The sequence below is a fragment of the Tistrella mobilis genome, from assembly GCF_041468085.1.
In the GTDB taxonomy this organism is placed as follows: Bacteria; Pseudomonadota; Alphaproteobacteria; order Tistrellales; family Tistrellaceae; genus Tistrella; species Tistrella mobilis_A.
The window spans coordinates 360,271-384,454 of the sequence record NZ_CP121017.1 but is presented as its reverse complement, the minus strand read 5'-3'; the positions used below and the strand labels follow the sequence as shown (position 1 = coordinate 384,454).

General features: G+C 69.0%; 21 protein-coding genes. 7 read left to right on the top strand and 14 right to left on the bottom strand.

Annotation, left to right across the window (positions count from 1 at the left end; translation table 11 throughout):
• Positions 1–27: 27 nt before the first annotated feature.
• The 6 genes from P7L68_RS07530 to P7L68_RS07505 form a co-directional block, all read right to left on the bottom strand.
• Positions 28–1,404, bottom strand: coding sequence for an aspartate aminotransferase family protein (locus P7L68_RS07530; protein ID WP_372003825.1), 1,377 nt, complete (start codon positions 1,402–1,404; stop codon positions 28–30).
• Positions 1,405–1,450: 46 nt separating this feature from the next.
• A complete protein-coding gene (locus P7L68_RS07525; RefSeq protein ID WP_372003823.1) occupies positions 1,451–3,094 on the bottom strand; it encodes a N,N-dimethylformamidase beta subunit family domain-containing protein in 1,644 nt (547 codons plus the stop codon).
• A gap of 13 nt (positions 3,095–3,107) precedes the next feature.
• A complete protein-coding gene (locus tag P7L68_RS07520) occupies positions 3,108–3,884 on the bottom strand; it encodes an amino acid ABC transporter ATP-binding protein (protein ID WP_372003821.1) in 777 nt (258 codons plus the stop codon).
• Positions 3,881–4,540 carry an amino acid ABC transporter permease gene (locus P7L68_RS07515; protein ID WP_372003819.1) on the bottom strand — a complete coding sequence of 220 codons (660 nt, stop codon included), beginning with the start codon at positions 4,538–4,540 and terminating at the stop codon, positions 3,881–3,883. The genes P7L68_RS07520 and P7L68_RS07515 overlap by 4 nt, the downstream gene beginning before the upstream one ends.
• Before the next feature lies 1 nt (position 4,541).
• A complete protein-coding gene (locus P7L68_RS07510; protein WP_372003818.1) occupies positions 4,542–5,198 on the bottom strand; it encodes an amino acid ABC transporter permease in 657 nt (218 codons plus the stop codon).
• A gap of 74 nt (positions 5,199–5,272) precedes the next feature.
• Positions 5,273–6,049 (bottom strand): ABC transporter substrate-binding protein, encoded by a 777-nt coding sequence (locus P7L68_RS07505; protein ID WP_372003816.1) that lies wholly within the window; start codon positions 6,047–6,049, stop codon positions 5,273–5,275.
• Between the two features lie 172 nt (positions 6,050–6,221).
• Between P7L68_RS07505 and P7L68_RS07500 the strand changes: the two genes are divergently transcribed.
• Entirely contained in the window at positions 6,222–7,184 is a 963-nt protein-coding gene (locus P7L68_RS07500; RefSeq protein ID WP_372003814.1) for a LysR family transcriptional regulator, read from the top strand.
• A 14-nt stretch (positions 7,185–7,198) separates the two neighbouring features.
• On the opposite strand, the gene P7L68_RS07495 is transcribed toward P7L68_RS07500, so the two are convergent.
• Positions 7,199–8,011, bottom strand: coding sequence for an alpha/beta fold hydrolase (locus P7L68_RS07495; RefSeq protein WP_372003812.1), 813 nt, complete (start codon positions 8,009–8,011; stop codon positions 7,199–7,201).
• Between the two features lie 247 nt (positions 8,012–8,258).
• Between P7L68_RS07495 and P7L68_RS07490 the strand changes: the two genes are divergently transcribed.
• Positions 8,259–9,284, top strand: coding sequence for a TerC family protein (locus P7L68_RS07490; protein WP_372003810.1), 1,026 nt, complete (start codon positions 8,259–8,261; stop codon positions 9,282–9,284).
• A 12-nt stretch (positions 9,285–9,296) separates the two neighbouring features.
• Here the strand turns inward: P7L68_RS07490 and P7L68_RS07485 are convergent, their stop codons facing one another.
• Positions 9,297–10,322 (bottom strand): M23 family metallopeptidase, encoded by a 1,026-nt coding sequence (locus P7L68_RS07485; RefSeq protein ID WP_372003808.1) that lies wholly within the window; start codon positions 10,320–10,322, stop codon positions 9,297–9,299.
• A gap of 60 nt (positions 10,323–10,382) precedes the next feature.
• Positions 10,383–12,011 (bottom strand): exodeoxyribonuclease VII large subunit, encoded by a 1,629-nt coding sequence (xseA, locus tag P7L68_RS07480; protein WP_372003806.1) that lies wholly within the window; start codon positions 12,009–12,011, stop codon positions 10,383–10,385.
• A gap of 191 nt (positions 12,012–12,202) precedes the next feature.
• On the opposite strand from xseA, the gene purD reads away from it, so the two are divergent.
• Positions 12,203–13,474, top strand: coding sequence for a phosphoribosylamine--glycine ligase (purD, locus tag P7L68_RS07475; protein ID WP_372003804.1), 1,272 nt, complete (start codon positions 12,203–12,205; stop codon positions 13,472–13,474).
• 36 nt (positions 13,475–13,510) lie between these two features.
• Here the strand turns inward: purD and P7L68_RS07470 are convergent, their stop codons facing one another.
• Genes P7L68_RS07470 through P7L68_RS07460 form a run of 3 tightly spaced genes read right to left on the bottom strand, consistent with a single transcriptional unit; the run spans position 13,511 to position 15,907 of the window.
• Entirely contained in the window at positions 13,511–14,560 is a 1,050-nt protein-coding gene (locus tag P7L68_RS07470) for a flagellar motor protein MotB (protein WP_372003802.1), read from the bottom strand.
• Between the two features lie 3 nt (positions 14,561–14,563).
• On the bottom strand, positions 14,564–15,424 hold the full coding sequence (gene motA, locus P7L68_RS07465; RefSeq protein WP_372003800.1) for a flagellar motor stator protein MotA: 861 nt from the start codon (positions 15,422–15,424) through the stop codon (positions 14,564–14,566).
• A gap of 48 nt (positions 15,425–15,472) precedes the next feature.
• Positions 15,473–15,907: a nucleoside deaminase gene (locus P7L68_RS07460; protein WP_372006794.1), complete on the bottom strand. Its 435-nt coding sequence runs from the start codon at positions 15,905–15,907 to the stop codon at positions 15,473–15,475.
• A 135-nt stretch (positions 15,908–16,042) separates the two neighbouring features.
• On the opposite strand from P7L68_RS07460, the gene P7L68_RS07455 reads away from it, so the two are divergent.
• The 4 genes from P7L68_RS07455 to P7L68_RS07440 all read left to right on the top strand — a co-directional run bounded on the left by P7L68_RS07455 (position 16,043) and on the right by P7L68_RS07440 (position 21,232).
• A complete protein-coding gene (locus P7L68_RS07455; RefSeq protein ID WP_372003798.1) occupies positions 16,043–16,780 on the top strand; it encodes a gamma-glutamyl-gamma-aminobutyrate hydrolase family protein in 738 nt (245 codons plus the stop codon).
• The gene (locus tag P7L68_RS07450) at positions 16,777–19,644 is read left to right on the top strand and encodes a pseudouridine synthase (RefSeq protein ID WP_372003796.1); all 2,868 of its coding nucleotides are present in this window, start codon (positions 16,777–16,779) and stop codon (positions 19,642–19,644) included. The genes P7L68_RS07455 and P7L68_RS07450 overlap by 4 nt, the downstream gene beginning before the upstream one ends.
• A 6-nt stretch (positions 19,645–19,650) precedes the next feature.
• Positions 19,651–20,277 (top strand): RsmD family RNA methyltransferase, encoded by a 627-nt coding sequence (locus P7L68_RS07445; protein ID WP_372003794.1) that lies wholly within the window; start codon positions 19,651–19,653, stop codon positions 20,275–20,277.
• A gap of 97 nt (positions 20,278–20,374) precedes the next feature.
• On the top strand, positions 20,375–21,232 hold the full coding sequence (locus tag P7L68_RS07440) for a DUF4349 domain-containing protein (RefSeq protein ID WP_372003792.1): 858 nt from the start codon (positions 20,375–20,377) through the stop codon (positions 21,230–21,232).
• A 12-nt stretch (positions 21,233–21,244) separates the two neighbouring features.
• On the opposite strand, the gene P7L68_RS07435 is transcribed toward P7L68_RS07440, so the two are convergent.
• Together P7L68_RS07435 and P7L68_RS07430 are read right to left on the bottom strand one after the other, a co-directional pair.
• A complete protein-coding gene (locus P7L68_RS07435) occupies positions 21,245–22,495 on the bottom strand; it encodes a PLP-dependent transferase (protein ID WP_372003790.1) in 1,251 nt (416 codons plus the stop codon).
• Positions 22,492–24,093: a B12-binding domain/radical SAM domain-containing protein gene (locus P7L68_RS07430; RefSeq protein WP_372003788.1), complete on the bottom strand. Its 1,602-nt coding sequence runs from the start codon at positions 24,091–24,093 to the stop codon at positions 22,492–22,494. Before P7L68_RS07430 ends, P7L68_RS07435 begins: the two co-directional genes overlap by 4 nt.
• Positions 24,094–24,184: the final 91 nt, after the last annotated feature.

Here is a 24,184-nt window from a genome sequence, read left to right as displayed (position 1 = left end):
CTCCTCGATCGTCGGATAAAAGGGATGTCAGGCGCAATGGGGCAGGTTCAGCTCGCGGGCGAGCGCGAGCAGGGTGTCGTCGAGGATCGCCATGATCTCGTCGATCTGGCCGGCCGTGACGATCATCGGCGGGCAGACCAGGAAATGATCGCCGTCGATGCCGCCCCGGGTGCGGCGGGAATAGATGATCAGCCCCCGCTCGAAGGCCAGGTCGACGACGCGGGCATGGGCGTTCAGCTCCCGCGGCAGGGTCGCCATGGTCTCGGGGTCGGAGACGAACTCCACGGCAAGCAGCAGCCCCTTGCCGCGGACATCGCCGATGAAGGGAAAACGGGGCTTCAGGGCGTCGAGCCGCGCCTTGAGCAGGGCGCCCATCCGGGCGGCATTGCCCATCAGGTCGTGGGCATCGATCTCGTCGAGCACAGCAAGGCCGGCGGCAGAGGCCAGCGGATTGCCGGCATAGGTGAAACCGTGCTGGAAGCCGCCGGCATCCAGCACCGGCCGGACCAGCTTCTCCGACGCGATCATGGCACCGAGCGGCACATAGCCCGCCCCCAGCCCCTTGGAGAGCGCCACCAGATCGGGCGTGATGCCCCAATGGTCACCGCCCAGATAACGGCCGGTGCGGCCGGCGCCCGACATCACCTCGTCATGGATCAGCAGCACGCCATAGCGGTCGCAGATCTCGCGGATGCGCGGGTAATAGCTGTCGGGCGCGACCAGGGCGCCGGTGGAGGCGCCGCCGATCGGCTCCATGATGAAGGCCAGCACCGTTTCAGGACCCTGGCGGCGGATCTCGTCTTCCAGCATATCGGCATAGCGCCGGCCGCGGGCCGCCATGTCGAGCCCGTCGCGGTCGAGATAGGCGGTGGGGGCCGGGATCTTCGGCATTTCGTGCATCATCGGCGCGAAGGGCGCCGAGAAGGCGGCGTGTCCCGTCACCGCCAGCGCCCCCAGCGTGCTGCCGTGATAGGAGGGGAAGCGCGAAATGACCTTGAAGCGGCTGCCCTGGCCGGTCGCCACCGCATATTGCCGGGCAAGCTTCAGGCAGGATTCGACCGCTTCCGACCCGCCCGAGACGAAGAACACCCGGTCGAGCCCGGCCGGGCAGCGATCGGCGAGCGCCGCAGCCAGACGTTCGGCCGGCTCGTTCTCGAAATGCAGGCGGTAGATGAAAGTGGCGGCATCCATCTGCCGCTTCATCGCCTCCAGCACCCGCGGATTGCCGTGGCCGATATTGACCACCATGGCGCCGCTGGAACCGTCGATCACCCGGCGACCGGTCTCGTCCCAGATGTAGATGCCCTCGGCGCGGCTGGCCAGCGGCCGGCGCAGGCGGGCCTGATAGAAGAGATGCGAGGGCGGCCGGTTGTCGCCGGCGGCGGGGGCTGCATGGGTGGCCATGGGGGGCAGGCTCCGGGAAGGAACGATATCCGGGTGAGGCGAAGGGTCAACGTGCGGTGAGATAGCGGTCGAGGACATTGGCGGTGACCCGCTCGACCATCGGGTCACGGCGGAGCAGGCCCGCCACCCATTCGCAGCTGCCGGCATGGAAGACCTCGCCGTCGCCGCGCTGGAAGTTGACGATGGCGCCCGAGCCGCGCTTGACCCGCTCGACCGCCGCCCGGTCATCGCCCCCGGCAAGAATGCCGGCGACGAACCGGGCATCGGCATCGGACAGGAACTGATCATCGGCGGGAATATCGGCCGATTCCTCGATCAGCGACGACAGGCCGAGCGCCAGGATCTGCAGCCCGTCCGGGACCTGTGCTCCGGGGGCCGGCTCGGGCAGGCCGTTGCGGATGACATAGTCGAGCCCGTCGACCTCGTAGCCGAAGACATGGGAATCGGCGCCGAGCAGATCGCCGTAATAGAGCCCCGTACCGGCAAAGGCCCAGTGCTCCGGGCGGTAGACCGGGAAGCCGCGCACGCCGCGCGGGGCGCAGCCGCCCCAGCCGACATAAAGGCCGCGGGTTGCGTCCAGCCCGAAGGTCAGGGCCCCCGGCCGACCGATCTCCGCCGCTTCCCACGAGGTGGTGACCCGGGGTGTGCCGGCGAGCGGATCTTCGGCGCGGGCGCGGTATTTGTAGCAGACCTGGGTGCGGCCATCGTCTTCAAGCCGGGTCTGCCACATGAAGTTGCCGGCGAAACGTGCGACCCGACCGCCCGCCTCGACATAGGCATCGACGGCGTCGCGCATCTCCGCCGTCCAGTACTCGTCATGGCCGACGAAGACCACACAGTCATAGCGCGACAGAATCTCGGGGCGGTAATGCAGCTCGTGCTGGCTGGCGAGGTCGACGGCATAGCCGGCCCGCTCCGCCCAGCGGAAGAAATGCCCGTCGTAAGAGGCCCAGCCGGCCGAGGCGTATTTCCTGGAATGCCCGGTCGCATAGGCCCATTCCATATGCGGGTAGCGCGGCGGCATGGCCGGCGGCACCGGCACCTCCAGCGGCACCCGCGGCGCCTCGGGCGGCAGGACCACGAAGCCGCGGCAGAAGGGCCGTTCCAGGCTGACCCGCGGAGCATACTGGTTGCGCTCGGGCCCCGTGATGCCCTGATAGTGGTTGGATCCGCCCCAGGTGTTATAGGCGGTCCAGCTGCCGGTGGCGGCGATCTGCAGCACCCGGCCCGGCAGGCGATGATGGCCCGCCGTAGTGACGATGAACAGGTGGTGACAGATGATCGGCGCCCCATCGGCACCCGCCGCGGTGGCCGTCACCCGATAGGCGCCGGAACGCCAGCCGGCCGGTATGACCAGCCGATGGGCCACCGGCCAGCCACAGCCGGTCACCGAGCACTGATCAGGGGTGTCGTGGTGGCCCGTGGTGAGCCCCTCCTCGACATGCACCACCTCGAACACGGCGCCGTCACGGGCGATCTCCAGCCGCCACTGCCGTGCGGTCGAGGAGACGTGGAAGGCGACCGTATCGCCCGGCGCATAGGAGAGCCGGTCGGTATAGCACCAGATCTCACCCCGGGCGCCATCCATGCCGGGATATTCATAGGTATGGCCAAGCACGGCAATGCGCCGCTGCGCGGCGGTGAGGCCGTAATCGGGCCAGGCGGCGAGGTTACCGGGGGCGACGTTCATGGCGGTCATCCCGTCAGGCGAGGTATTTGCGCAGGAAGGCGCGGGTACGCTCCTGCCGGGGCTTGCGGAAGATCTCGGCCGGTGGACCCTGTTCCACGACCACGCCGCCATCCATGAACAGCACCTCGTCGGCGACCTCTTCGGCGAACCGCATCTCGTGGGTGACGATCAGCATGGTCATGTGCTCGGCTGCGAGCTGCTTCATCACCAGATTGACCTCGTCAACCAGTTCGGGGTCGAGTGCCGATGTCGCCTCGTCGAACAGCATCACCTTGGGCCCCATGGCGAGCGCCCGGGCGATGGCGACCCGCTGCTTCTGCCCGCCCGACAGCCGGGCCGGATGAGTGTCCATGCGATCGGCGAGGCCAACCTTCGCCAGCTGCTCCCGCGCCACCTCGCGGGCCTCGGCCTCGCTCATACCCTTGAGCAGGGTGAGCGCCAGGGTGACGTTGCGGCCGACCGTCAGATGCGGGAACAGATTGAAGTGCTGGAAGACCATGCCCATCTGCTGGCGCACCGCATTGATGTGCCGCTCGAAGGCCGCCCCGGTCAGGGGCGCGTTCACCTGGACGCCGTCGAGGAAGATCTCGCCCTCGTTCAGCGTTTCCAGATGATTGATCGAGCGCAGCAGGGTGCTTTTGCCCGAACCGCTGGGGCCGATGATCGCGATGATCCGGCCACGGCCGACGGTGAGGTCGATGCCCTTCAGCACCTTGAGCGCGCCATAGCGCTTATGGGCATTGCGGACCTCGACCATCGGCCGGGGGGCGGAGGAACTGGTCGTCGTCATCGCGTCGCCTCCACGCGCTTCTCGATCAGGCGCAGGCCCGCTTCGAGCATCAGGTTCAGGACGTAATAGAGCGCGGCCGCGACGATGTAGAACTCGAAGGGCCGGAAGGTCTCGCTGATCGCAAGCTGGGCGGCATGAACCAGTTCGGCGACGCCGATCACCGAGACCAGCGCCGATTCCTTCAGCAGCGCGATCAGGTTGTTGCCGATGGGCGGCACCACCGAGCGCACCGCCTGGGGCACGATCACATGGCGGAAGCTCTGATAGCGGCTGAGCCCCAGGCTGCGCGCACCCTCGTTCTGTCCGGGATCGACGGCCGTGATGCCGGCGCGGATGACATCGGCGTTGTAGACCGCGAAATGCAGGCCGAGGCCGATGATGCCGGCGACCAGAGCCGGAACGTCGATGCCGATCTGGACCAGGCCGAAATAGATCAGGAACAGCTGCAGCAGCAGCGGCGTGCCCATGAACAGCCAGGCGAAGCCGCGCACCGGCAGGCGGACGAACCAGGGCCCGTACATGGTGGCGACGGCAAAGCCGATGCCGCCGGCGAAGCTGACCGCCGCTGCCGAGATCGTCAGCACCGCGGTCCAGAGGGCGCCCGTCAGGATCAGATCGGCATAGGGCGGCACGACCGAGAAATCGAGGCCTTCCATGTCACCGCCCCCCGTCGATCGCAAAGCGCCGGTCGAGCCAGCCGATCGCCTGAAGCGCCACCCAGATCACCACCATGTAGAACAGCGCCGCGATCGCGAACATCTCGAACGGCTTGTAGGTGGAGCCGATATAGCGCTGGGCGGTATAGGTGAGTTCGACCAGCGAGATGGCCGATACCAGGGCCGAGCCCTTGATCAGGGCGATGGTGTTGACGCCGAGCGGCCGGATCATCAGCCGGGCGGCCTGAGGCAGGATCACCCGGACCATGGTCTGGCCACGGCCGATGCCCAGGCTGCGCGCGGCTTCGGTCTGGCCGCGATCGACGGCCAGGATCGCGCCCCGGATCGATTCGGTCATATAGGCCCCGATATTGATGCCGAGCCCGATGACGCCGGCCGCGAACGGGTCCAGCTCGATCCCGATCTGCGGCCCGCCGAAATAGAGCACGAAGAGCTGAATGAGGCAGGGCGTGCCGCGGAACAGGCTGACATAGGCCGCACCGACGAAACGGATGACGGCAACACGCGACAGCCGCGCCGCAGCACCGCATGCCCCCATGGCGAGGCCCAGAACCAGTGCCAGAACCGAGATCTGCACCGTTGTCCAGGCGGCTTCCGCGAAGAAGGGGAAGACCCGGATCATCAGGTCGACATCCATGGGCTCCGTCTCCCGATGTCATGGCCCCCAAAAGGGGAGCGGGGCGCGAGAGGGCTCGCCTCCCGCGCGACGGATCAGCGGATGTCGGCGCCGACCCACTCCATCGAGATCTTCTCGTAGGTGCCGTCGGCCATCATCCCGTCCAACGCCGTCTGCATGGCGGCGTGGAGATCCGGGTTGTTCTTGCGGATGGCGATGCCGATCGCGACCGCGCCGCCCTCGATGTCCGGCGTGTCGAGCTGGCGCAGCTTCTCGCCGTTTTCCTTGATCGCGACCCGGACGGGGATGTTGTCGTTCACGATCGCCTGAACCCGGCCGGCCTTCAGCTCCAGCAGCAGCTCGGGCAGGCCCTTATAGGTGCGCACCGACCAGCCGTCCTGGGTGCGGGCCCATTTCTCGTGGGTTTCGCCCAGGGTGACGCCGATGGTCTTGCCCTTGAGATCGGCCAGGCTCTTCACGTCGGAGCCCTCGGTCACGAAGACCGCACGGCCGGCGTGATAATAGGGGCCGACGAAATCCACCACCTTCTCGCGCTCGGGCGTGATCGTCATGCTGCCGACGATGGTGTCGTATTTCTTTGCCAGCAGCCCGGCCAGGATGCCGTCCCAGGCGGTGGTGACGATCCGACCCTCGACGCCGATGCGCTTCGCGATCTCGCGCCCGATCGCCGCGTCGAAGCCGACGACCTCGTTGCGGTCGTTGACGAAGTTGAAGGGCGGGTAGGCGCCGCTCATGGCGATCTTCATCACGCCCTCGTCCTTGATCTTCGCCAGATCATCGGCCGCGGCGACACCGGCGCCCATCACCAGCGCGACGCCGGCGGCAAGCACGCCCGTCCAGAAACGCTTCATTGTCGTGGTCTCCCTCGAGATCTGCGGCCGGGTCCCTGTTCCCCCGCGCGGGCCCCGGTTCCGCCCAGGTCCTCGCCGCCGCGTAAGGTCATGCTCGCGGATGCCGAGACCATTGATCAAATAGATAATGAAAATGTAAAACATAGTTCTGAAGAATGATCTGCGGTGCCCGATGAAAAAGCACGAGGCCCAGCGCCTGGCCTGGGATCTGGACTGGAACCTGCTGCGCACCTTCATGGTGGTGGTGGAGGAACGCGGCATCACGGCGGCGGCCGAGCGGCTGGGACTGAAGCAGCCGACGATCAGCAATGCGCTGGCGCGGCTGGAACGGCGGCTCGACCGCCGGCTGATCGAGCGCAAGCCCAATGTCTTCGAGGTCACCCGCGCCGGCCAGCTGCTCTATGCCGATTGCGTGGAGATCTTCGGCACGGTGTCACGCCTGCCGATCCGGCTGCGCGACGTGAAGGAAGAGGTGACGGGCCATGTGCTGATCGCGGTGGCGAGCCACATCGTCTCGCCGCTGTTCGACGAGGCGCTGTCGGATTTCCATGCCCGCCATCCCAGGGCAACCTTCGGCATCCAGGTGATGACCAGCCTGGACGTGGCGACGGCGGTCGCCCAGAAACGCGCCGCCTTCGGCCTGTGCCTGGTGCACACCCAGGACCCCAGGCTGGACTATCGGGTGTTCTATCGGGAATTCTTCGGCTTCTTCTGCGGCCCGACCCACCGGCTCTACGGCCGTACCGGTCTGACGCTCGAAGATCTGCGCGGCGAGACATCGGTCTCGTTCCAGACCGATCATACCTCCGACGCGCTGCGCCCGGTGGCGCTGCTGCGCGCCCGCGCCGGCGTCGACGAAGAGGTGGTCGGCGTGTCGTCGAGCCTGGAAGAGGTGCGCCGGATGATCACCGCCGGGCTCGGCATCGGCCCCTTGCCCCTGCATGTGGTCCGCCGCGACGTCCGCGACGGCCTGCTCTGGCGGCTGCCGCCCTATCAGGACCCGCCGGCGATCGACATCCACCTGGTCTTCAACCCGCAGGCCAGCCTGAACCGCGCCGAGGCCGGGCTGCTGGCCCTGCTGTGCGAACGGGTCGAAGCCCTGCCGCTGCCGGCACGGACCTATGGGCCGGAGTGAGGGGGGCGGTTAGCTCACCCCGCTGCGGTCAGATGCGCGTCCATCAGCTTCCACAGCGGTTCCGCCGCCTCGATCGGGCCCATATGGCCGCAGGGGTCGAGGAGTTCGAAGCGGGCACCGGGGATGGCGGCGGCGATGGCGCGGCCGGCTTCGGGTGGCGAGCCGGCATCCTGGGCGCCCGAGGCGACGAGTGTCGGCACCTTCACGGCCGGCAGTTTCGCCCCCATCGCCAGGCCCTTGATGGCATGGGCGGCCGCGATGAACCCCTCGGGCGGGGTGGTGCGGATGATGGCCGCCACCTGGTCCAGCGCCGAGGGTGCGAGATCGCGGAAGGCCGGGGTGAACCAGCGCTCCAGCGTCGCATCGACCTGGCCATCCATGCCCTGGTCGCGCACGGCCGCGATGCGGGCGTCCCACATCGCCTGTGCCTCGTCCGGCACGTCGGAGACGGTGCAGACCAGGGTCAGGCTGCGCAGCCAGGCCGGGTTGCGCACACCCAGCACCTGACCGATCATGCCGCCGATCGACACCCCGGCGAAATCGGCCCGGGTGATGCCCAGCGCCGCGACCACCTGCTCGACGTCATCGGCCAGACGGTCGAGGGTCTGCGGAGTGTCGGTCGTGGAGCTGCGCACGCCGCTCATGCCGTGGCCGGCGATGTCGATGGCCACGATGCGCCGGCTGGCGCGCATGGGTGCAGCCACCAGATCCCAGACCGTGTGGTCGACTGCCAATGCATGGACCAGCACCAGGGCCGGGCCCTCGGGGTTGCCCGATTGCTCGACGGCAATCTCCACGCCATCATCCATGGCGATGTTCTGCATCATGGGGGCCGTTCTCCGACGGTTCAGATCATCTCATGATTGCATGATCCTGCGCCGGGCGTCGAGCCCGCCTTGCATCACCGCATGCAGCACCAAGAACCCGCCGCCTTGACGGCCGTCATCGGCTGCGCCACATAAGCAGAATTGCCGGATCCGGGCCCCTCTGGCGACCGAGGCGTCGGTCGTGATGTCGGATCCCTCACCCATTTCGCGCTAGGACGCAGCGCAACCGCGATCGAGGGGTGATCGCGTGTTCCCCGAAACATCATCCATCCTGCCGGCGGAGATCATCTCCGCGGCAAGCCTCACCATGGCGGGACATCCGCTGTGGCAGTGGGGTCTGTTCGTCGCTCTGGTCGCGGGCCTGCTGGCCTTCGATCTGGGCGTCCTCAACAAGCGCGACCGCGAAATCGGCGTGCGCCAGAGCCTGGTGCTCTCGGCCTTCTACATCGCCGCCGGCCTGGGATTCGGCGGCTTCGTCTGGTGGTCGTCGGGCGGCACGGCCGCCATGGAATACGCCACGGGCTTCATGCTCGAAAAGACGCTCGCGATGGACAATGTCTTCGTCATCGCGACGATCTTTGCGGCGCTCGCCATCCCCCGGCATCTGCAGCACCGGGTGCTGTTCTGGGGCATTCTGGGTGCGATCGTGCTGCGCGCCTTCATGATCGGCATCGGCGCGGCGCTGGTGCACGAATTCCACTGGATCCTGCTCTTCTTCGGCGCCTTCCTGATCTGGGGCGGCATCAAGATGCTCAAGGATGGCGGCGACCCGCCGGACTTCACCCAGGGCATATTCATGCGGCTGCTGAAAAAGGCGATGCCGGTGACGCCCAAACTGCACGGCCACGACTTCACCGTGCGGTTGCCCGACGACAAGGGACGGCTCCGGCGCCATGCGACGCCGCTGCTGGTTGCCCTGCTGCTGATCGAAACGGCCGATGTGGTCTTCGCGGTGGACAGCGTGCCGGCGATCTTCGCCGTCACAACCGATCCGTTTATCGTCTACACCAGCAACATCTTCGCGATCCTGGGCCTGCGCGCGCTCTATTTCGCACTCGCCGCCATGATCCACCGTTTCCACGACCTCAAATACGCGCTGTCGATCATCCTGGTGTTCATCGGAGGCAAGATCTTCTGGACCCAGTTCATCGGCAAGCCGCCGGCGGAGCTGTCGCTGATCGTCACCTTCGGCCTGATCGTCGGCGGCATCGCGGTCTCGATGATCCGCAGCCGCGGCGCGCCGCGCCCCCCGGAACATCACCCGCAGGGCTAGCGGGCCGTCGGCTCAATCCGTCTGCGGCCTTGCCGCCGCAGACGGCTGAGGCTTCGGTTCCGTCTGGGGCCTGGGCTCGGGCCGAGGCTTCATCGGATCGATCCGGCCCTGCAGGGCCGGCACCAGCGGTGCCGGGTCGACCGCGACCTCTTTCCAGAACACCCCCCAATGCAGATGCGGACCGGTCGCCCGGCCGGTCATGCCGACCCGGCCGATGGCATCCCCCGCCTTGACCAGCTGGCCGGGCGCGATCAGCGTCTCGGACAGATGCGCGAAGATCGAGGTCACGCCCTGGCCGTGATCGATCATGATCGTGCCGCCGGTGTACCAGAGATCCGGCATCACCAGCACCACCCTGCCACCCGCCGGCGCCAGCACCGGTGTGCCTTCCGGCGCCGCGAGGTCGAGCCCGCGATGGGGGCTGCGCGGCGCGCCGTTCAGCACCCTCTGGCTGCCGAACACGCCTGAAATCCGCCCCTCGACCGGCAGGCGGAAGCCCCTGGTCGCGATCTCGAAACCGATAATGCCGTCATCCGAGGCGGAACGGGCATTCAGGATCAGCTCACGCTCGTGACGCAGCCGGTCCTGGAGTTCCGGATCCGGCGTCACCTTGGGCGGCGGCAGGCCGTCGATCCGTTCGATCGCCCAGTCCCGCGCGGCCACCGTCACCCGCCGCTCCAGCGTGGCGCCATGTGGCGCGCGGGCGACCAGATCGGCGGTGGCGGCATCACGCCCGATGCCGAAGACGAAGCGGCCGGAATCGTCGACCCGGGCCGGCACGCCGTCGACCGCCACCTGCCAGCCCTTGGGGACCCGGCCGAGATTGAGGCTGCCCTGGCTTGCCGGACCGTCGATCTGGATCGCCGGCGCCTCGGCCGTGGGGGGATCCTGGATCGGCGCCGGCATGGCCGGTGGCTGAGCCGCATTGGTCTGCCCCGGATCAGAGGCACGGGTCTGGGCCGGCGCTGCCGCATTCAGCATCAGCAGAACCGGCAGCGCACAGACGGTGCCGCGGAAACGAGCGGTGTTCAGGGGCATGGGGAGGGAACCCTTTCCGTCAACGATCCGGCCGGGGGGGAGCCGACCACGGCTGCACAGTCAGAACAGGTCGGGCTGGGCTGCCGGACCACGCCCGCGGCCGCGCCGACGCGGTGCCGCCGGGGGTGTCGTCCCGGCCTCGCCCGAGACCTGCACGTCGACCCGCCCGTCGGCAAAGACCAGGGCCAGGGCCTGACCGGGGCTGACCACCGCAGCCCGGGTGACCGGCTGGCCGATGCCGCCGGCCGCGTCCACCGTCTCGACCAGTGCAAAACCACGGGCAAGCGCCCGGCGGTAGGAATAGCTTTCCAGCAACGCAGCCTGCGCCTCCAGCCGCTCCCCCAGCCGCTGCAGCTTCAACCCGGCGCCGGCGTCGAGACGAACGCCCAGCCCGTCCAGCCGTTCGCGACCAAGCCGACCGGCCCGGATCGCCGCTGCGGGCGAAAGCCCCGCCGCCACCCGGTCGAGCCGGGCCGCGGCACGGTCCTGAACCCGGCCCATCACCGCTTCCAGCCGCTGCCCGGTCAGGTCCAGCCGGCCGGCGGCCTCGGCGAAACGCTGGCCGGGACTCTTCAGCCGGGCGGCCAGTTCGCGCACACGGGCCGCCCGGCGCTCCAGAACCCGGTCGATGCCGGCATCCAGCCGCTCGGCCCGATCATCCAGGCGTTGGGTGGCGGCATCGATCAGGCTTTGCGGCCGCGGCAGACCGCGGGCAAGGCCGGCGGTGCGTTCCCGGCCGCGCTCGATCAGCCGGAAGGCGGCCGCCGGCAGGCGGGCGCCCAGATCCCCCAGTTCCAGCAGCAGTTCGCCCAGCACAGGCACCGCCTTCTCGGCAGCGGCGGTCGGCGTGGGCGCCCGCAGATCGGCCACGAAATCGATCAGCGTGGTGTCGGTCTCATGACCGACGGCCGAGATCAACGGAATCGAGCACCCGGCCACTGCGCGGACCACGCTCTCTTCGTTGAAGGCCATCAGATCCTCGATGCTGCCGCCACCGCGGGCGACGATCAGCAGATCGGGGCGCGGCACCCGGTCGCCTGGCCCCAGAGCATCGAAACCGCGGATGGCCGCGGCCACCTGCTCGGCCGCCCCCGGCCCCTGGACCATCACCGGCCACAGGATCACCCGGCGCGGAAAACGATCGGCGAGGCGGTGGAGGATGTCGCGGATCACGGCGCCGGTGGGCGAGGTGATCACGCCGATCACCTCGGGCAGGAAGGGCAGCGGCTGCTTGCGTGCGGCATCGAACAGGCCTTCGGCGGCAAGCCTGCGGCGGCGCTCTTCGATCAGCGCCATCAGCGCGCCGGCGCCGGCCGGCTCCATCTGCTCCACCACCAGCTGGTATTTGGACCGGCCCGGATAGGTGGTCAGCCGGCCGGTCGCCACCACTTCCAGCCCGTCCTCGGGCTTGAAGCCGAGCCGCATGGCGGCGCCGCGCCAGACCACCGCATCGATCAGCGCATCCTCGTCCTTGAGCGCCAGATAGCAGTGGCCCGAAGCGGCACGCTTGAAGCCGCTGATCTCGCCGCGGACCCGGACGGCGGCGAAGCGGCTTTCGACCGTGCGCTTCAGCTCGCCCGAAATCTCGCTGACGGTATAGACCGGCAGGTTGTGGCCGTCTGCGGCCGCCTCGGCGCCCGGGTCGCGCTGGCGGGAGGGACGGTCGGTATCGAAGGGCAGGCGGCTCAAGGCATCGGCTCCGGATCGGAGGGCGGGACGAGGCATGTCAGGCGCGGTCGCGGGTGGGGTTTCTCCCGGACGGGTGCCATGATAGAAGCATGGTGCCCGAAGACGGGCAACCCGGGGCGGTTGCGCACCGCCGGCGGTATGACCGCGCCGGGAAAGCGGACTCCACTGAATCAGGCCGACGGGAGCGTGCGATGAAGGTTCTGCTGATCGGATCGGGCGGTCGGGAGCATGCACTGGCGCGTGCGCTCGAAGCCAGTGCCTCCGTGTCTTATCTGTGTGCCGCACCCGGTAATGCCGGTATTGCCGAGCATGCCGAGATTCTGGACCTCGATCCGGCCGACATGGACGGCATCGCCGCTTTCGCCAAGGCTGAAGGCATCGGCCTGGTGGTGATCGGCCCCGAGGCTCCGCTGGTCGCCGGCCTGGCCGATGTGCTGGAGGCGGCCGGCGTGCCGGCCTTCGGCCCCTCGGCCGCCGCTGCCCGGCTGGAAGGCTCCAAGGGCTTCACCAAGGATATCTGCGCCCGCTACGGCATTCCCACCGCCGCCTATGCCCGCTTCACCGATGCCGGGGCGGCCAGGGCCTATATCCGCGCGCAGGGCGCGCCGATCGTGGTCAAGGCCGACGGGCTGGCGGCCGGCAAGGGCGTGGTCGTGGCGATGACCGAGGCCGAGGCGCTGGAAGCCGTGGACGAGATGCTGGGTGGCCGCTTCGGCAGCGCCGGCGCGTCGCTGGTGATCGAGGAGTTCATGGAGGGCGAAGAGGCAAGCCTGTTCGCGCTGTCCGACGGCACCACCGCCATCCTGCTCGGCACCGCCCAGGATCACAAGCGCGTGGGCGACGGCGACACCGGCCCCAATACCGGCGGCATGGGCGCCTATTCCCCCGCCCCCTGCATGACGCCCGAGATCACCGACCGCGCGATGAACGAGATCGTCCAGCGCACGGTCGATGCCATGGCGGCCGAAGGCACGCCCTTCGTGGGCGTGCTCTATGCCGGGCTGATGCTGACGAAGGACGGGCCGAAGCTGGTCGAATACAATGTCCGCTTCGGCGATCCCGAAACCCAGGTGCTGCTGCCGCGGCTCTGGGGCGATCTCGCCCAGATCCTGCTGGCGGCCCGCGACGGCCGGCTCGACCCGTCGATGATCGAGCTCGACCCCCGCACGGCGCTGACGGTGGTTCTGGCCGCGAAGGGCTATCCGGGCGACTATGCCAAGGGCGAGGAAATCCGCGGCCTCGACGCCGCGCGGGCGGCGGCCCCCGACGTGATCGTTTTCCACGCCGGCACGACGACCGACGACGAGGGCCGGCTGCTCTCCAACGGCGGGCGGGTGCTCGCGGTCACGGCCCTGGGCGACAGCCCGGCAGATGCCCAGGCCCGGGCCTATGCCGCCGTCGATGCGATCGACTGGCCGGGCGGCTTCTGCCGCCGCGATATCGGCTGGCGGGCGGTCGGCTGAACCGATCCCCCCGCACGACGACAAAGAACAGGACGACTATGAAGAAGCCGGCACGGCCCGCCGCAGCACCACGGTGATCCGGTTGTTGCGCGGGTCTGCCCGCTGATCGGGCACCAGCATGGTCGACTGACCACGTCCCGAAACCTCTTCCACGCGTGCCACCGGCACACCGGCATCGGTCAGCACCTTCTGCGCCGCGATCGCCCGCTCGGCGGTCAGCGCCCAGGCATCGGGCCGGGTGCCGGGCTCACCGCCCAGATAGGCGCGAACGGCGATCTGGTTGGGCGAGGCGCGGACGGTGGTCGCCGCCAGCGCCAGCAGGCGCCGCGCCCCCGGATAAGGCTCGGCTCCGTCGGAGGGGAAGATCGGCTCGTCCTCGCGGTCCATGATATTGATTTCAAGCCCCTCCTCGGTCACCCGCAGGGTCAGGTTGCCTGAGAGTTCGCGGGTGGAGGGGTCAGAGGAAATCGCCTTGAGCAGCCGGTCGGCGGTATCTTCGAACGAGCGGCGCTCCGCCGCTCCGCGGGCCGCGATGTCGCGCTCCTTGGCCCGGTCCCGCGCCTCCACCATGCGCTGGGCGGCATCCTGCACCGCCTGTTCGAAGGTCTGCATGGTCTTAGGCGGCTCCAGCCGCTCGCCCGACAGCACCCGACGCATCGCCTCGGCCGGGTCGTTCACCGGCAGTTCCTCGGGCGGCGCCTCGTCGGCCGGATTGGCGGCCGGGCGCTTGGCCATGTCGGGCTGCAGATCCATCGGCGAGGGCGGCGGGGTCAGGTCGGACCGCTCGAAAGACGGCATGCTGACACCGCCCTGTCCGACATTGATGTCGGGCGTGCCCGCCATCATCGGCATGGTGTGCGAGGCCCCGGCATCACGGAACACGGTCCAGGTCGGTGTGAAATAGTCGGCGATGCCCTTGAGCTTCTTTTCGTCCAGCGCGTTCAGCAGCCAGAGCAGCAGGAAGAAGGCCATCATCGCGGTCACGAAATCGGCATAGGCCACCTTCCAGGCGCCGCCGTGATGGCCGCCGCCCTTGCCCTTCTTGACCTTCTTGATGATCGTTGCGTGGCCGCCTTCCTCCGCCATCGATCAGCTTCCCTTGGCCTTGTTGATCGCAGCTTCCGCCTCGGCGAAGGTCGGCTGCATGCTGGACGGGATATTGGCGCGGCCGACCTCGATCGCCACCTGCAGCGCATTCTTCGACAGCGTCGAGACGAAGACGTCGCGGATCAGCTTGTAGAACCGGGCATCGGCCTCGTTGATCTGCTTGATGCGTCCGGCCAGCGGGCCGATCACGCCATAGCCCAGAAAGATGCCGAGGAAGGTGCCCACAAGGGCGGCGGCGATCAGCCCGCCCAGCACCGCCGGGGGCTTGTCGATCGACGACATGGTCTTCACCACGCCCAACACCGCCGCCACGATGCCGTAAGCCGGCAGACCGTCGGCAATGCCCTGCAGCGCGTGAGAGGGCTCCATATGTTCCTCTTCGACCTTTTCGAGCAGGTTTTCGAGATACGCTTCAACCTGGTGCGGATCCTCATGGCGCATGCTCATGTTGCGGAGCGTGTCGCAGATCATGTTGATCGCAAGATGGTCGTTCAGGATTTTCGGGTATTTCTTGAACAGAGCGCTGTTCTTCGGATCCTCGAAGTCGTTGAACTTCGTACCCTCGCGCTGACGCTTGTAGAGGGCCATATACATCAGACCGATCAGGTCGATGTAATCCTGCTTCTTCCACTTCGCGCCCTTGAAGGCCTTACCGAGACCGCCCAGCGTGTGCTTGATCACCTCGCCGCTGTTGCCGGTGACGAAGGCACCGAGCGCGATACCACCGATGATCATGCCCTCGATCGGCAGGGCCTCCAGAATCACCTCGATATGGCCGCCGGCGATGATGAAACCGCCGAAGACCAGCGAGAAGGTGAGAATGATGCCGATAATCGGACCCATGGGGCGAAGGCTCCTGCTGCAACGCGGTAGGCTCTGTCCGGACAGAGATTATCTCAGGCTTTTGAAGAAAACCTTAAGCAAGGCGGCGGCCGCGGTTTCACCGATGCCGGCGAAGATTTCGGGCCGGTGATGGCAGGTGGGATGGGCAAAGACGCGGGCACCGTGCTCCACACCGCCGCCCTTGGGATCCGCCGCCCCGTAATACAGGCGGCGGATCCGGGCGAAGGAGATCGCCTGCGCGCACATGGCACAGGGCTCCAGCGTCACCCAGAGATCGAGGCCGGCAAGGCGCGGGCTGCCGATCAGGGCCGCCGCCTTGCGGATCGCCAGGATTTCGGCATGGGCAGTGGGATCGTGATCAGCTTCGGTCCGGTTGCCGGCGGCGGCCAGGATCACCCGCCGGACCGGATCGACCACCACCGCGCCAACCGGTACTTCCCCCCGGGCGGCCGCCGCGCGCGCCTCCTCAAGCGCCGCCTCCATCGGGCGCAGCGGCTGAAAGCGGGCAGGGAGGGGCGTCGTCGGGGTGTTCGACATGGCAGCCAAGCGAAGCCTGCATGGGGTTTCACGTCAAGCGGCCCTTGCATCCTGACGCGGGAAGCCCCATGAATTGCGCCCATGGGTACATCCGCTTCCGCATACCGCCCGCTCGTCGGCGTCACCCTCGACGTCGAACAGCCCGGCGGCTATTCGAGGTTCCCGTGGTACGCGCTCCGTGTGAATTACATGGATGCGATCGTCACCGCGGGCGGCCTGCCGGTGGCATTGCCCCATGAACCGGAGCTGGCGGCCGAAATGGTCGGCCGGCTGGACGCGCTGGTGGTGACCGGCGGTGCGTTCGACGTGGATCCGGCGCTGTTCGGCGCCGGCATGCGGCATGCCACGGTCACGACCAAGGACCGGCGCACGGCTTTCGAGCTGGGCGTGGTTCGCGCCGCGCTGGATCGGGACATGCCGGTGCTGGGCATCTGCGGGGGCGAACAATTGCTCAACGTCGCGCTTGGCGGTACCCTGGTACAGCACATCCCCGACGCCTTCCCCGAGGCGCTGGCCCACGAGCAGCCGAACCCGCGCAACGAGCCTGGGCACGAGGTCCTGATCGACCGGAACACCCTGCTCTGGCGTCTGGTGGGCACGGCCCGGATGAAGGTCAACAGCGCCCATCATCAGGCGGTGGACCGGATTGCGCCCGGCGCGGTGCGCAATGCCACGGCCCCCGACGGGGTGATCGAGGGGCTGGAACATCCCGGCTTCCGCTTCTGTCTGGGTGTGCAGTGGCACCCCGAATTCCTGATCGATGCCGGCGATCGCCTGATTTTTGATGGCCTTGTCGCCGCCGCCCTGGAGACCAGATGACCCGCAGCCTTCAGACCGAGCCGGACCGCGCGCGTGAGCGCGTCGCCCGGGCCATCGCCCGTGCGGGCCTGTGTTCCCGCCGCGACGCCGAGCGTCTGATCCTCGACGGCCGGGTGGCGGTCAACGGCCGCCGCATCGACAGCCCCGCGCTCGACGTGACGCCCGCCGATCGGGTGACTGTGGACGGCCGGCCTCTGCCGGCCCGCGAACCGGTGCGGCTGTTCCTCTATCACAAGCCACGCGGGCTGATCACGACCAACCATGATCCTGAAGGGCGGGAAACCGTCTTCGACCGCCTGCCGGCAGATCTTCCCCGCGTGGTGAGCGTGGGGCGCCTCGACTACAACTCTGAAGGGCTCCTGCTCCTCACCAACGACGGCGAACTCGCCCGTCGTCTAGAGAGCCCCGAAACCGCCTGGCGCCGCCGTTATCGGGTGCGTGTCTATGGCACGCCCGACGCCGATGCGATCGGACGGCTGGCCCAGGGTATGACCGTCGAAGGTGTCCGTTACGGCCCGATCGAAGTGGAGATCGAGCACGAGGGCACGAATGCGTGGCTTTCGGTGGTGCTGACCGAAGGCAAGAATCGCGAAATCAGACGGGTCCTCGAAAGCCTCGGACACCCGGTCAGCCGGCTGATCCGTGTCGCCTATGGACCATTCCAGATCGGCCGCATGCACCCTGGAGAGGTGCGCGAGGTGACCGCCCGCATGCTGAAGGACCAGCTGGGCTCACTCGCTGAAGGCCTTCATCTGCCCGAGACCGGGCGTGACGCCCCGCTCCGGCGCCAGGCCGCCAGGACCGGCGCGCCTGCACCAGAAATGATCGACAAGATGACCGACGAGACCAAGAAGGTCGAGAAGACCGGGCCTGCCGCGGACGAGACCGCCGCCGCCGCCCCTGCCGCCGCCCAGGCCAAGCGCCCCGCGGCCGACGAGATCCCGGATGCCCGCTTCATCGAGGACGATGACATCGAGGGCGAGGATGACTTCGACGGTGAGGAAGAGTTCGAGGACGACGAGTTCGAAGAGGAACTCGACGAGATCGAGGTCGAGACCCTTGAGGATCTCGAAGCCCTGATCGCCCGGGCCGAAGAGCTGACCGAAGGCGATGACGAGGCCGAGGACTTCGAGGACGACGCCGATTTCGACGGCGACGATGAAGATGAAGATGACGATGGAGACGAGGACGAAGACCTCGGCGACGACGAGGATGATGACGAGCTGCTGACGCTCGCGCACCCGGTCGATGCGCCCCAGGCCCCGTCGTCGCGTGCCATCCAGGACAAGCGCCGCCAGCGCGAGTTCCACAACACCGACCGCCCGACCCGCGGCCTGCACGTGGCCGGTGATCGCCGGGACGATCGTCGGGACGACCGCCGGGATGATCGTCGCGAAGGCTGGAGCCCGCTGAAGGACGAGAAGGACGAAGAAGTCGACGCCGCGATTGCCGAGCAGCGGGCCCGCGAGGCCGGCCGTGGCGACCGCCGCGGCTTCGGCGGCGGCCGGCGCGAGTTCGGCGACCGCGACGACCGCGGTGGTGATCGCGGCGGCTTCCGTGGCCGTGACGATCGCGGCGGTGATCGCGGCGGCTTCGGTGGCGGCGAACGTCGTTTCGGCGGCAATCGTGATGACCGTGGCGGCGATCGCGGTGGCTTCGGCGGCGGCGAGCGTCGTTTCGGCGGCAATCGCGACGACCGTGGCGGCGATCGCGGCGGCTTCGGCGGCGGCGAGCGTCGTTTCGGCGGCAATCGTGATGACCGTGGCGGCGATCGCGGCGGCTTCGGCGGCGGCGAGCGTCGTTTCGGCGGCAATCGTGATGACCGTGGCGGCGATCGCGGCGGCTTCGGCGGCGGCGAGCGTCGTTTCGGCGGCAATCGTGATGACCGTGGCGGCGATCGCGGCGGCTTCGGCGGCGGCGAGCGTCGTTTCGGCGGCAATCGCGACGACCGCGGCGGCGATCGCGGCGGCTTCGGCGGCGGCGAGCGTCGTTTCGGCGGCAATCGCGACGACCGCGGCGGCGATCGCGGCGGCTTCGGCGGCGGCGAGCGTCGTTTCGGCGGCAATCGCGACGACCGCGGCGGTGATCGCGGCGGGTTCCGTGGCGGCGACAACCGCGGCGGCGAGCGTGGCGGCTTCGGTGGCGGCGAGCGTCGTTTCGGCGGCAATCGCGACGACCGGGGCGGCAATCGCGGCGGGTTCCGCGGCGGTGACAACCGCGGCGGCGAGCGTGGCGGCTTCGGCGGCGGCGAGCGTCGTTTCGGCGGCAATCGCGACGACCGCGGCGGGTTCCGCGGCGGCGACAACCGCGGCGACAACCGCGGCGGCGAGCGTGGCGGCTTCGGCGGTGGCGAGCGTCGTTTCGGCGGCAACCGCGACGACCGCGGCGGTGATCGCGGCGGGTTCCGCGGCGGCGACAACCGCGGCGGCGAGCGTGGCGGCTTCGGCGGCGGCGAGCGTCGTTTCGGCGGCAATCGCGACGACCGTGGCGGCGATCGCGGCGGGTTCCGCGGCGGTGACAACCGCGGCGGCGAGCGTGGCGGCTTCGGCGGTGGCGAGCGTCGTTTCGGCGGCAATCGCGACGACCGGGGCGGTGATCGCGGCGGGTTCCGCGGCGGTGACAACCGCGGCGGCGATCGTGGCGGCTTCGGCGGCGGCGAGCGTCGCTTCGGCGGCAATCGTGACGACCGTGGCGGCGATCGCGGCGGTGACAACCGCGGCGGCGAGCGTGGCGGCTTCGGCGGTGGCGAGCGTCGTTTCGGCGGCAATCGTGACGACCGTGGCGGACGCAGCACCGGCGGCGATCGCCCCTTCGGTGCCCCCCGTGCGCGTCGTCCCGAAGGCGAAAGCGGCAGCGAGGACTGATCGGCCATGCCGCGGATCGTCGGCGGCCGCCATCGCGGCCGTGCGCTTCAGGCTCCCGAGGGTCGGGCGGTTATCCGCCCGACCTCGGAACGTGCGCGTGAGGCTCTGTTCGACATCCTCGGCCATCGCGATCTGAGGGGAGACGGCGAGGCGGCGGTCCGTGACCGCCATGTCGCCGATCTCTGCTGCGGCATCGGCGCGCTGGGGCTTGAGGCCCTGTCGCGCGGTGCCGCTTCGGCCGTCTTCATCGACCGGGATCGGGGGTCGCTCGCGATCGCCAGGGCCAATGCCGAAAAGCTCGGCGAAGCCCGCAATTGCCGGTTCGCGTCGGCTGATCTCAGTCGTCCCGAGACGGTGACTGCGGCGCTGCGCAACGACCGCCTCTTCGACCTGGTTCTGCTCGACCCACCCTACGACGCCCCCGCAGTGGCCGAGGCCATTCTTGCCGGGCTCCTCCGTTCAGGCCGGCTCGCCAGCCCGGCGCTGGTCACCGTGGAACTGGCCCGCGGCACCGACATCGTGGTGCCCGATGCGCTCCGCCTTCTCGACCGCCGCCGCTATGGCAAGGCCGACCTTCTGATCTTCGGTCACGAGGTCCCGGGCGGGGATGAAGGCCCGGACACCGCGGATTGATCGCCCCAGAAAAGCCTCTCGCCTGACGGTGCAGCATCCTGGAGAGTGGATGGGCCGGCACAACCGGCAGCCCCCCGCCCCTTTCGGGATGCCGCCCATGATCCGAGCCCTTGCCGTTGCCCTCCTGCTTGCATTGCCTCTCGCCGCCTGTAACGAGGATGGCGGCAGCGGCAGCGGCGGCAGCGCCCCCGCCGGCATGGCCCGCATGGCCGCCACGGCACCGATGGCGACCGAGCCGCCCCCCGCGGGCGCTGCGCCGGCTGACACGGCCGGAAACCTGCAACCGGACGCCGCCGGCTTCCTGGCCTATACCCACGACCGCAGCCTGGTGACCGATGCCCCCGATGCGCAGGTCGCGGCGCTGGAACAGCTCTGCCGGGACATGACCAGCTGCACCGTGCTGACGGTGCGGGTCGACGGCACCAGCTCCGGCTATTTCGAGGCGCGCCTGCCCAAGCCGGGCGTCGGCCGGTTCGACGACTATCTCTCCGGCATCGCCGAAAACGGCGAAATCGACCGCCAGACCAGTGCCGAAGACCTGTCGGACCAGGTGGTCGACGTGAAGCAGCGCATCGCCCTGCTCACCACCCATCGCGACCGGCTGCAGGCGCTCTATCAGCGCAGCGATGCCCGGCTGGAAGACCTGATCACCATCAGTCGCGAACTCGCCGACACGCAGACCCGGCTTGAGCGGGCCCAGGGCGAGTTCGGCCGCCTGGAAAGCCGGATCGATCGCGACATCTATCGCGCACAGCTGCGGGCGCCGGTGACGGAGCCGGGCCTTCTCGCCCCTTTCGGCAATCTGGGCGAAGAGCTGCTCTTCACGCTGGTCTACACGCTTCGCGATGCGCTGGAGGTGCTGGTCTGGATCATCGGCATGCTGCCCGCCCTGATCCCGCTGGTTCTGCTGCTGACCTTTGCCGTCCGCTATATCCGCCGTCGCCGGAAGGGGTGACGGAGCCATGGATCACGCGCCTGCACGGCCTGCACGGCAGATCGCATCACAGAGATCCTCCACCAGATCTTCCGCATCCTCCAGCCCCGCATAGAATCTGAGGCCCGCCCCTTCGACCGGCGGCCGCGACACCGTCCGCCCGTCGCCGGCCAGGAAGGGAGAGACGAGCGAGACCGCGCCGCCCCAGCCATAGCCCGGCCGGAACAGCGACAGACCACGGCCGATGGCGGCGGCGTCGGCCGGGCTGCCGCCCTCCACCACCAGCGAAAACAAGCTGCCGGCGCCGGTGAAGTCACGGGCCCAGATCTCATGGCCCGGATGGCCGGGCATGGCCGGATGCAGCAGGCGCAGGCCGGCCACCCCCAACGCCGCCACCGCCGCCAGCAGGCGCCGGATGGTTCGGTCCTGGGCGGCCAGGCGGACGGCCAGCGTCTGCATCGCCACCGCCGCCTTCTGGGTCGCATCGGCCGAAACGGCCATGCCCTGCAGCGCGGTCTCCTCCAGCACGTCCTCGTAGAGCGCCCGATCGCCGGTGGAGATCGCGCCGAGCGACACGCCCGCCACCCCGGCATGCAGCTTGGCCAGCGATTGCAGCACGAGATCGGCACCGTGATCGGCCGGGCGGTAATGAAGGCCGGCGCTCCAGGTGTCATCGACCAGCAGACGGGCACCGGCCGCATGAGTGGCGCCGGCAACCGCCGTCAGATCCTCGACCTCGAAGGTGAAGGCCCCCGGCGTCTCGACGCAGACCAGCCGGGTTTCAGGGCGGAGCACATCACGGATGCCCGCGCCGATCCCCGGCGGAAAATAGTCGATGCCGATACCTGCCGCAGCCGCCCGCCGATCCAGATGCCAGCGCAGCGAATAGGTGACGGCATCCGTGACCGCCACCCGCTCCCCCGGTTTCACCGAAGCCCAGAGGGCTGCGATGAAGGCCGAAAGCCCGGCTGGCGCGATCACCGCATGAGCCAGACCATTGGCCGCCGCCACCATCCGCGCCAGCGCCCCTGAGGATGGTGTGCCGACCGCGCCGTAATAGAAACCGGCAAAGGGGTCATGGCCCTGACGGGCGAGGCTGTCCCGATCGACCGGCGCCATCGCATCCAGATCTCTGAACAGCACCGTCGTCGCCTCAGTGACCGGCGGCACCGGCGTTTCCACCGGCCCCAGCGGGAAGCGTGCGCCCTGGGCCAGGACCGTCGCCGGCCGCGCCCTCGCGACTGCGCCGTCATCCGCCGGGCGGGTCGGCCGCCCCCCGCTCACGAGGCAAGCCTGCCGCCGAGGGGCCGACCACGCACCGCATCGGCCATGGCGACAACTTCCGCCACCTCGGCCAGCCGCGGCGCGCCCACCTGCGGCAGCGGGTAGCGCAGCGACGCCTCGCCGAAATTGTGGAACAGGTCCAGATAAGGACCTTCCGGCGTGCCCCAGTCGACATAGTCATAACCGGCGCCGCCATCCTCGCCGCAGAGGGGGTGCTGGACCGCCCAGTTCAGACTGATCGGGTCCGGGGCGCCGTGGCTGCGGCGGAACCGATCGAGGGTGTCGAGCAGGGCGAGGCGGCTCTCATGGCGTTCACCCAGGCCGAACAGAACCGCACAGCCGCAATCGATACCGGCCTCTCCCAGCACGTCGAAGGCGCGGTGCATACGATCGGTCCACGAGGCACGCTTGCGGCCGACATCCTTGCTCATGCCCCCGATCTCCTCTGGCGACAGGGTCTCGACCCCGATGAACACATAGGATAGGCCGGCACGGGCCAGGCGCGCCACCTCGGCGGGCCGGGTCAGGATCTGGTCGATGGTCAGCTGGCCGCCGAAACGGATGTCGAGCGGCTTGCGGTCCATCAGGTCGCAGAACCGGTCGATCAATCGGGTGGCGCCGCCCAGCAGTACCGAATCTTCGCAGAAGGCGCTGGCCCGACGGCCCGGCCAGTCTTCGGCAATGGTCCGGCAGGCGGCGGCAAGCTGGCCGTGCAGCCGGTCGGCGCTGTTGGCAAGGTCGCGCACCCCACCGGTGGCCGAGACCCGCTCCGAACAGAAGTTGCAGTCATAGACACAGCCACGGCCGATATCGCTGAAGACATGCGCCGTCATGCGCCCGCCGAACACGCCGAAACTCGCCGAAACACCGAAGGTCTCGGCAGGGCTGGGCAGGGCCATCTGGTTCATCGCCACCCCCCGTGACACCAGATAGCCGGGGCGGCCGCGATCATCGAGACCGAGAATCCAGTCACCGGGCGTCGCCGGGTCGATCTCGTGGAACAGCGCGGTCGGATGCAGGCCCCGAAGCACGGCCGCCTCCACGGCACGGCCCAGGGCCGCGATGAGGTGTTCGCCATCACCCATGGCAACGGCGTCGAACACAGCCGGCAGTCGTCCGGCATGGATCAGCTCCAGCGGCGCCCCGACATGGTGCCGGAGCGCGGCCGGTCGCCGGTCGCTCCGGTCTGCAAGCCACACGGTTTCGCTTGCGTGACGCCCGCCGAGGACGATCGCCACCTGATCCCCCAGGATCTCGCGCGCCTCCCGCGCGCAGGCGACCGCGCCGGGCAGGCAGAGCGACATGGCGCCGATCAGCAGCAGGTTCGGGCGCTGCCGCTCGATCAATGCCCGGAAGGCCGGCATCTCGTCCATGGAATACATCAACAGGGTCGAGGCCCGGGCGGCAGCGCGGGCGGCACGGGAATCGGCCGCTGCCCAATTGGAGGCGCCCCAGGCGCCACGGCCGGCCGCAGCTTCGGCCGCGGCGACCCTGCAGGCATTGTACAGGCTCGCCGCGTCGCGGCTGTTCAGCGCACGATCATCCTTCGCACCCGCCACCCAGTCGGGGGCGGAGACGGCAACGGCCCTGAGTGTCATGGTCCATGTCCCGGTTCGGTGGACGGCGGCGCTGCCCGCACACCGGCACAGGATCGCAGCCACGGATTTTTCCGCATCCTGCAACCTGCAT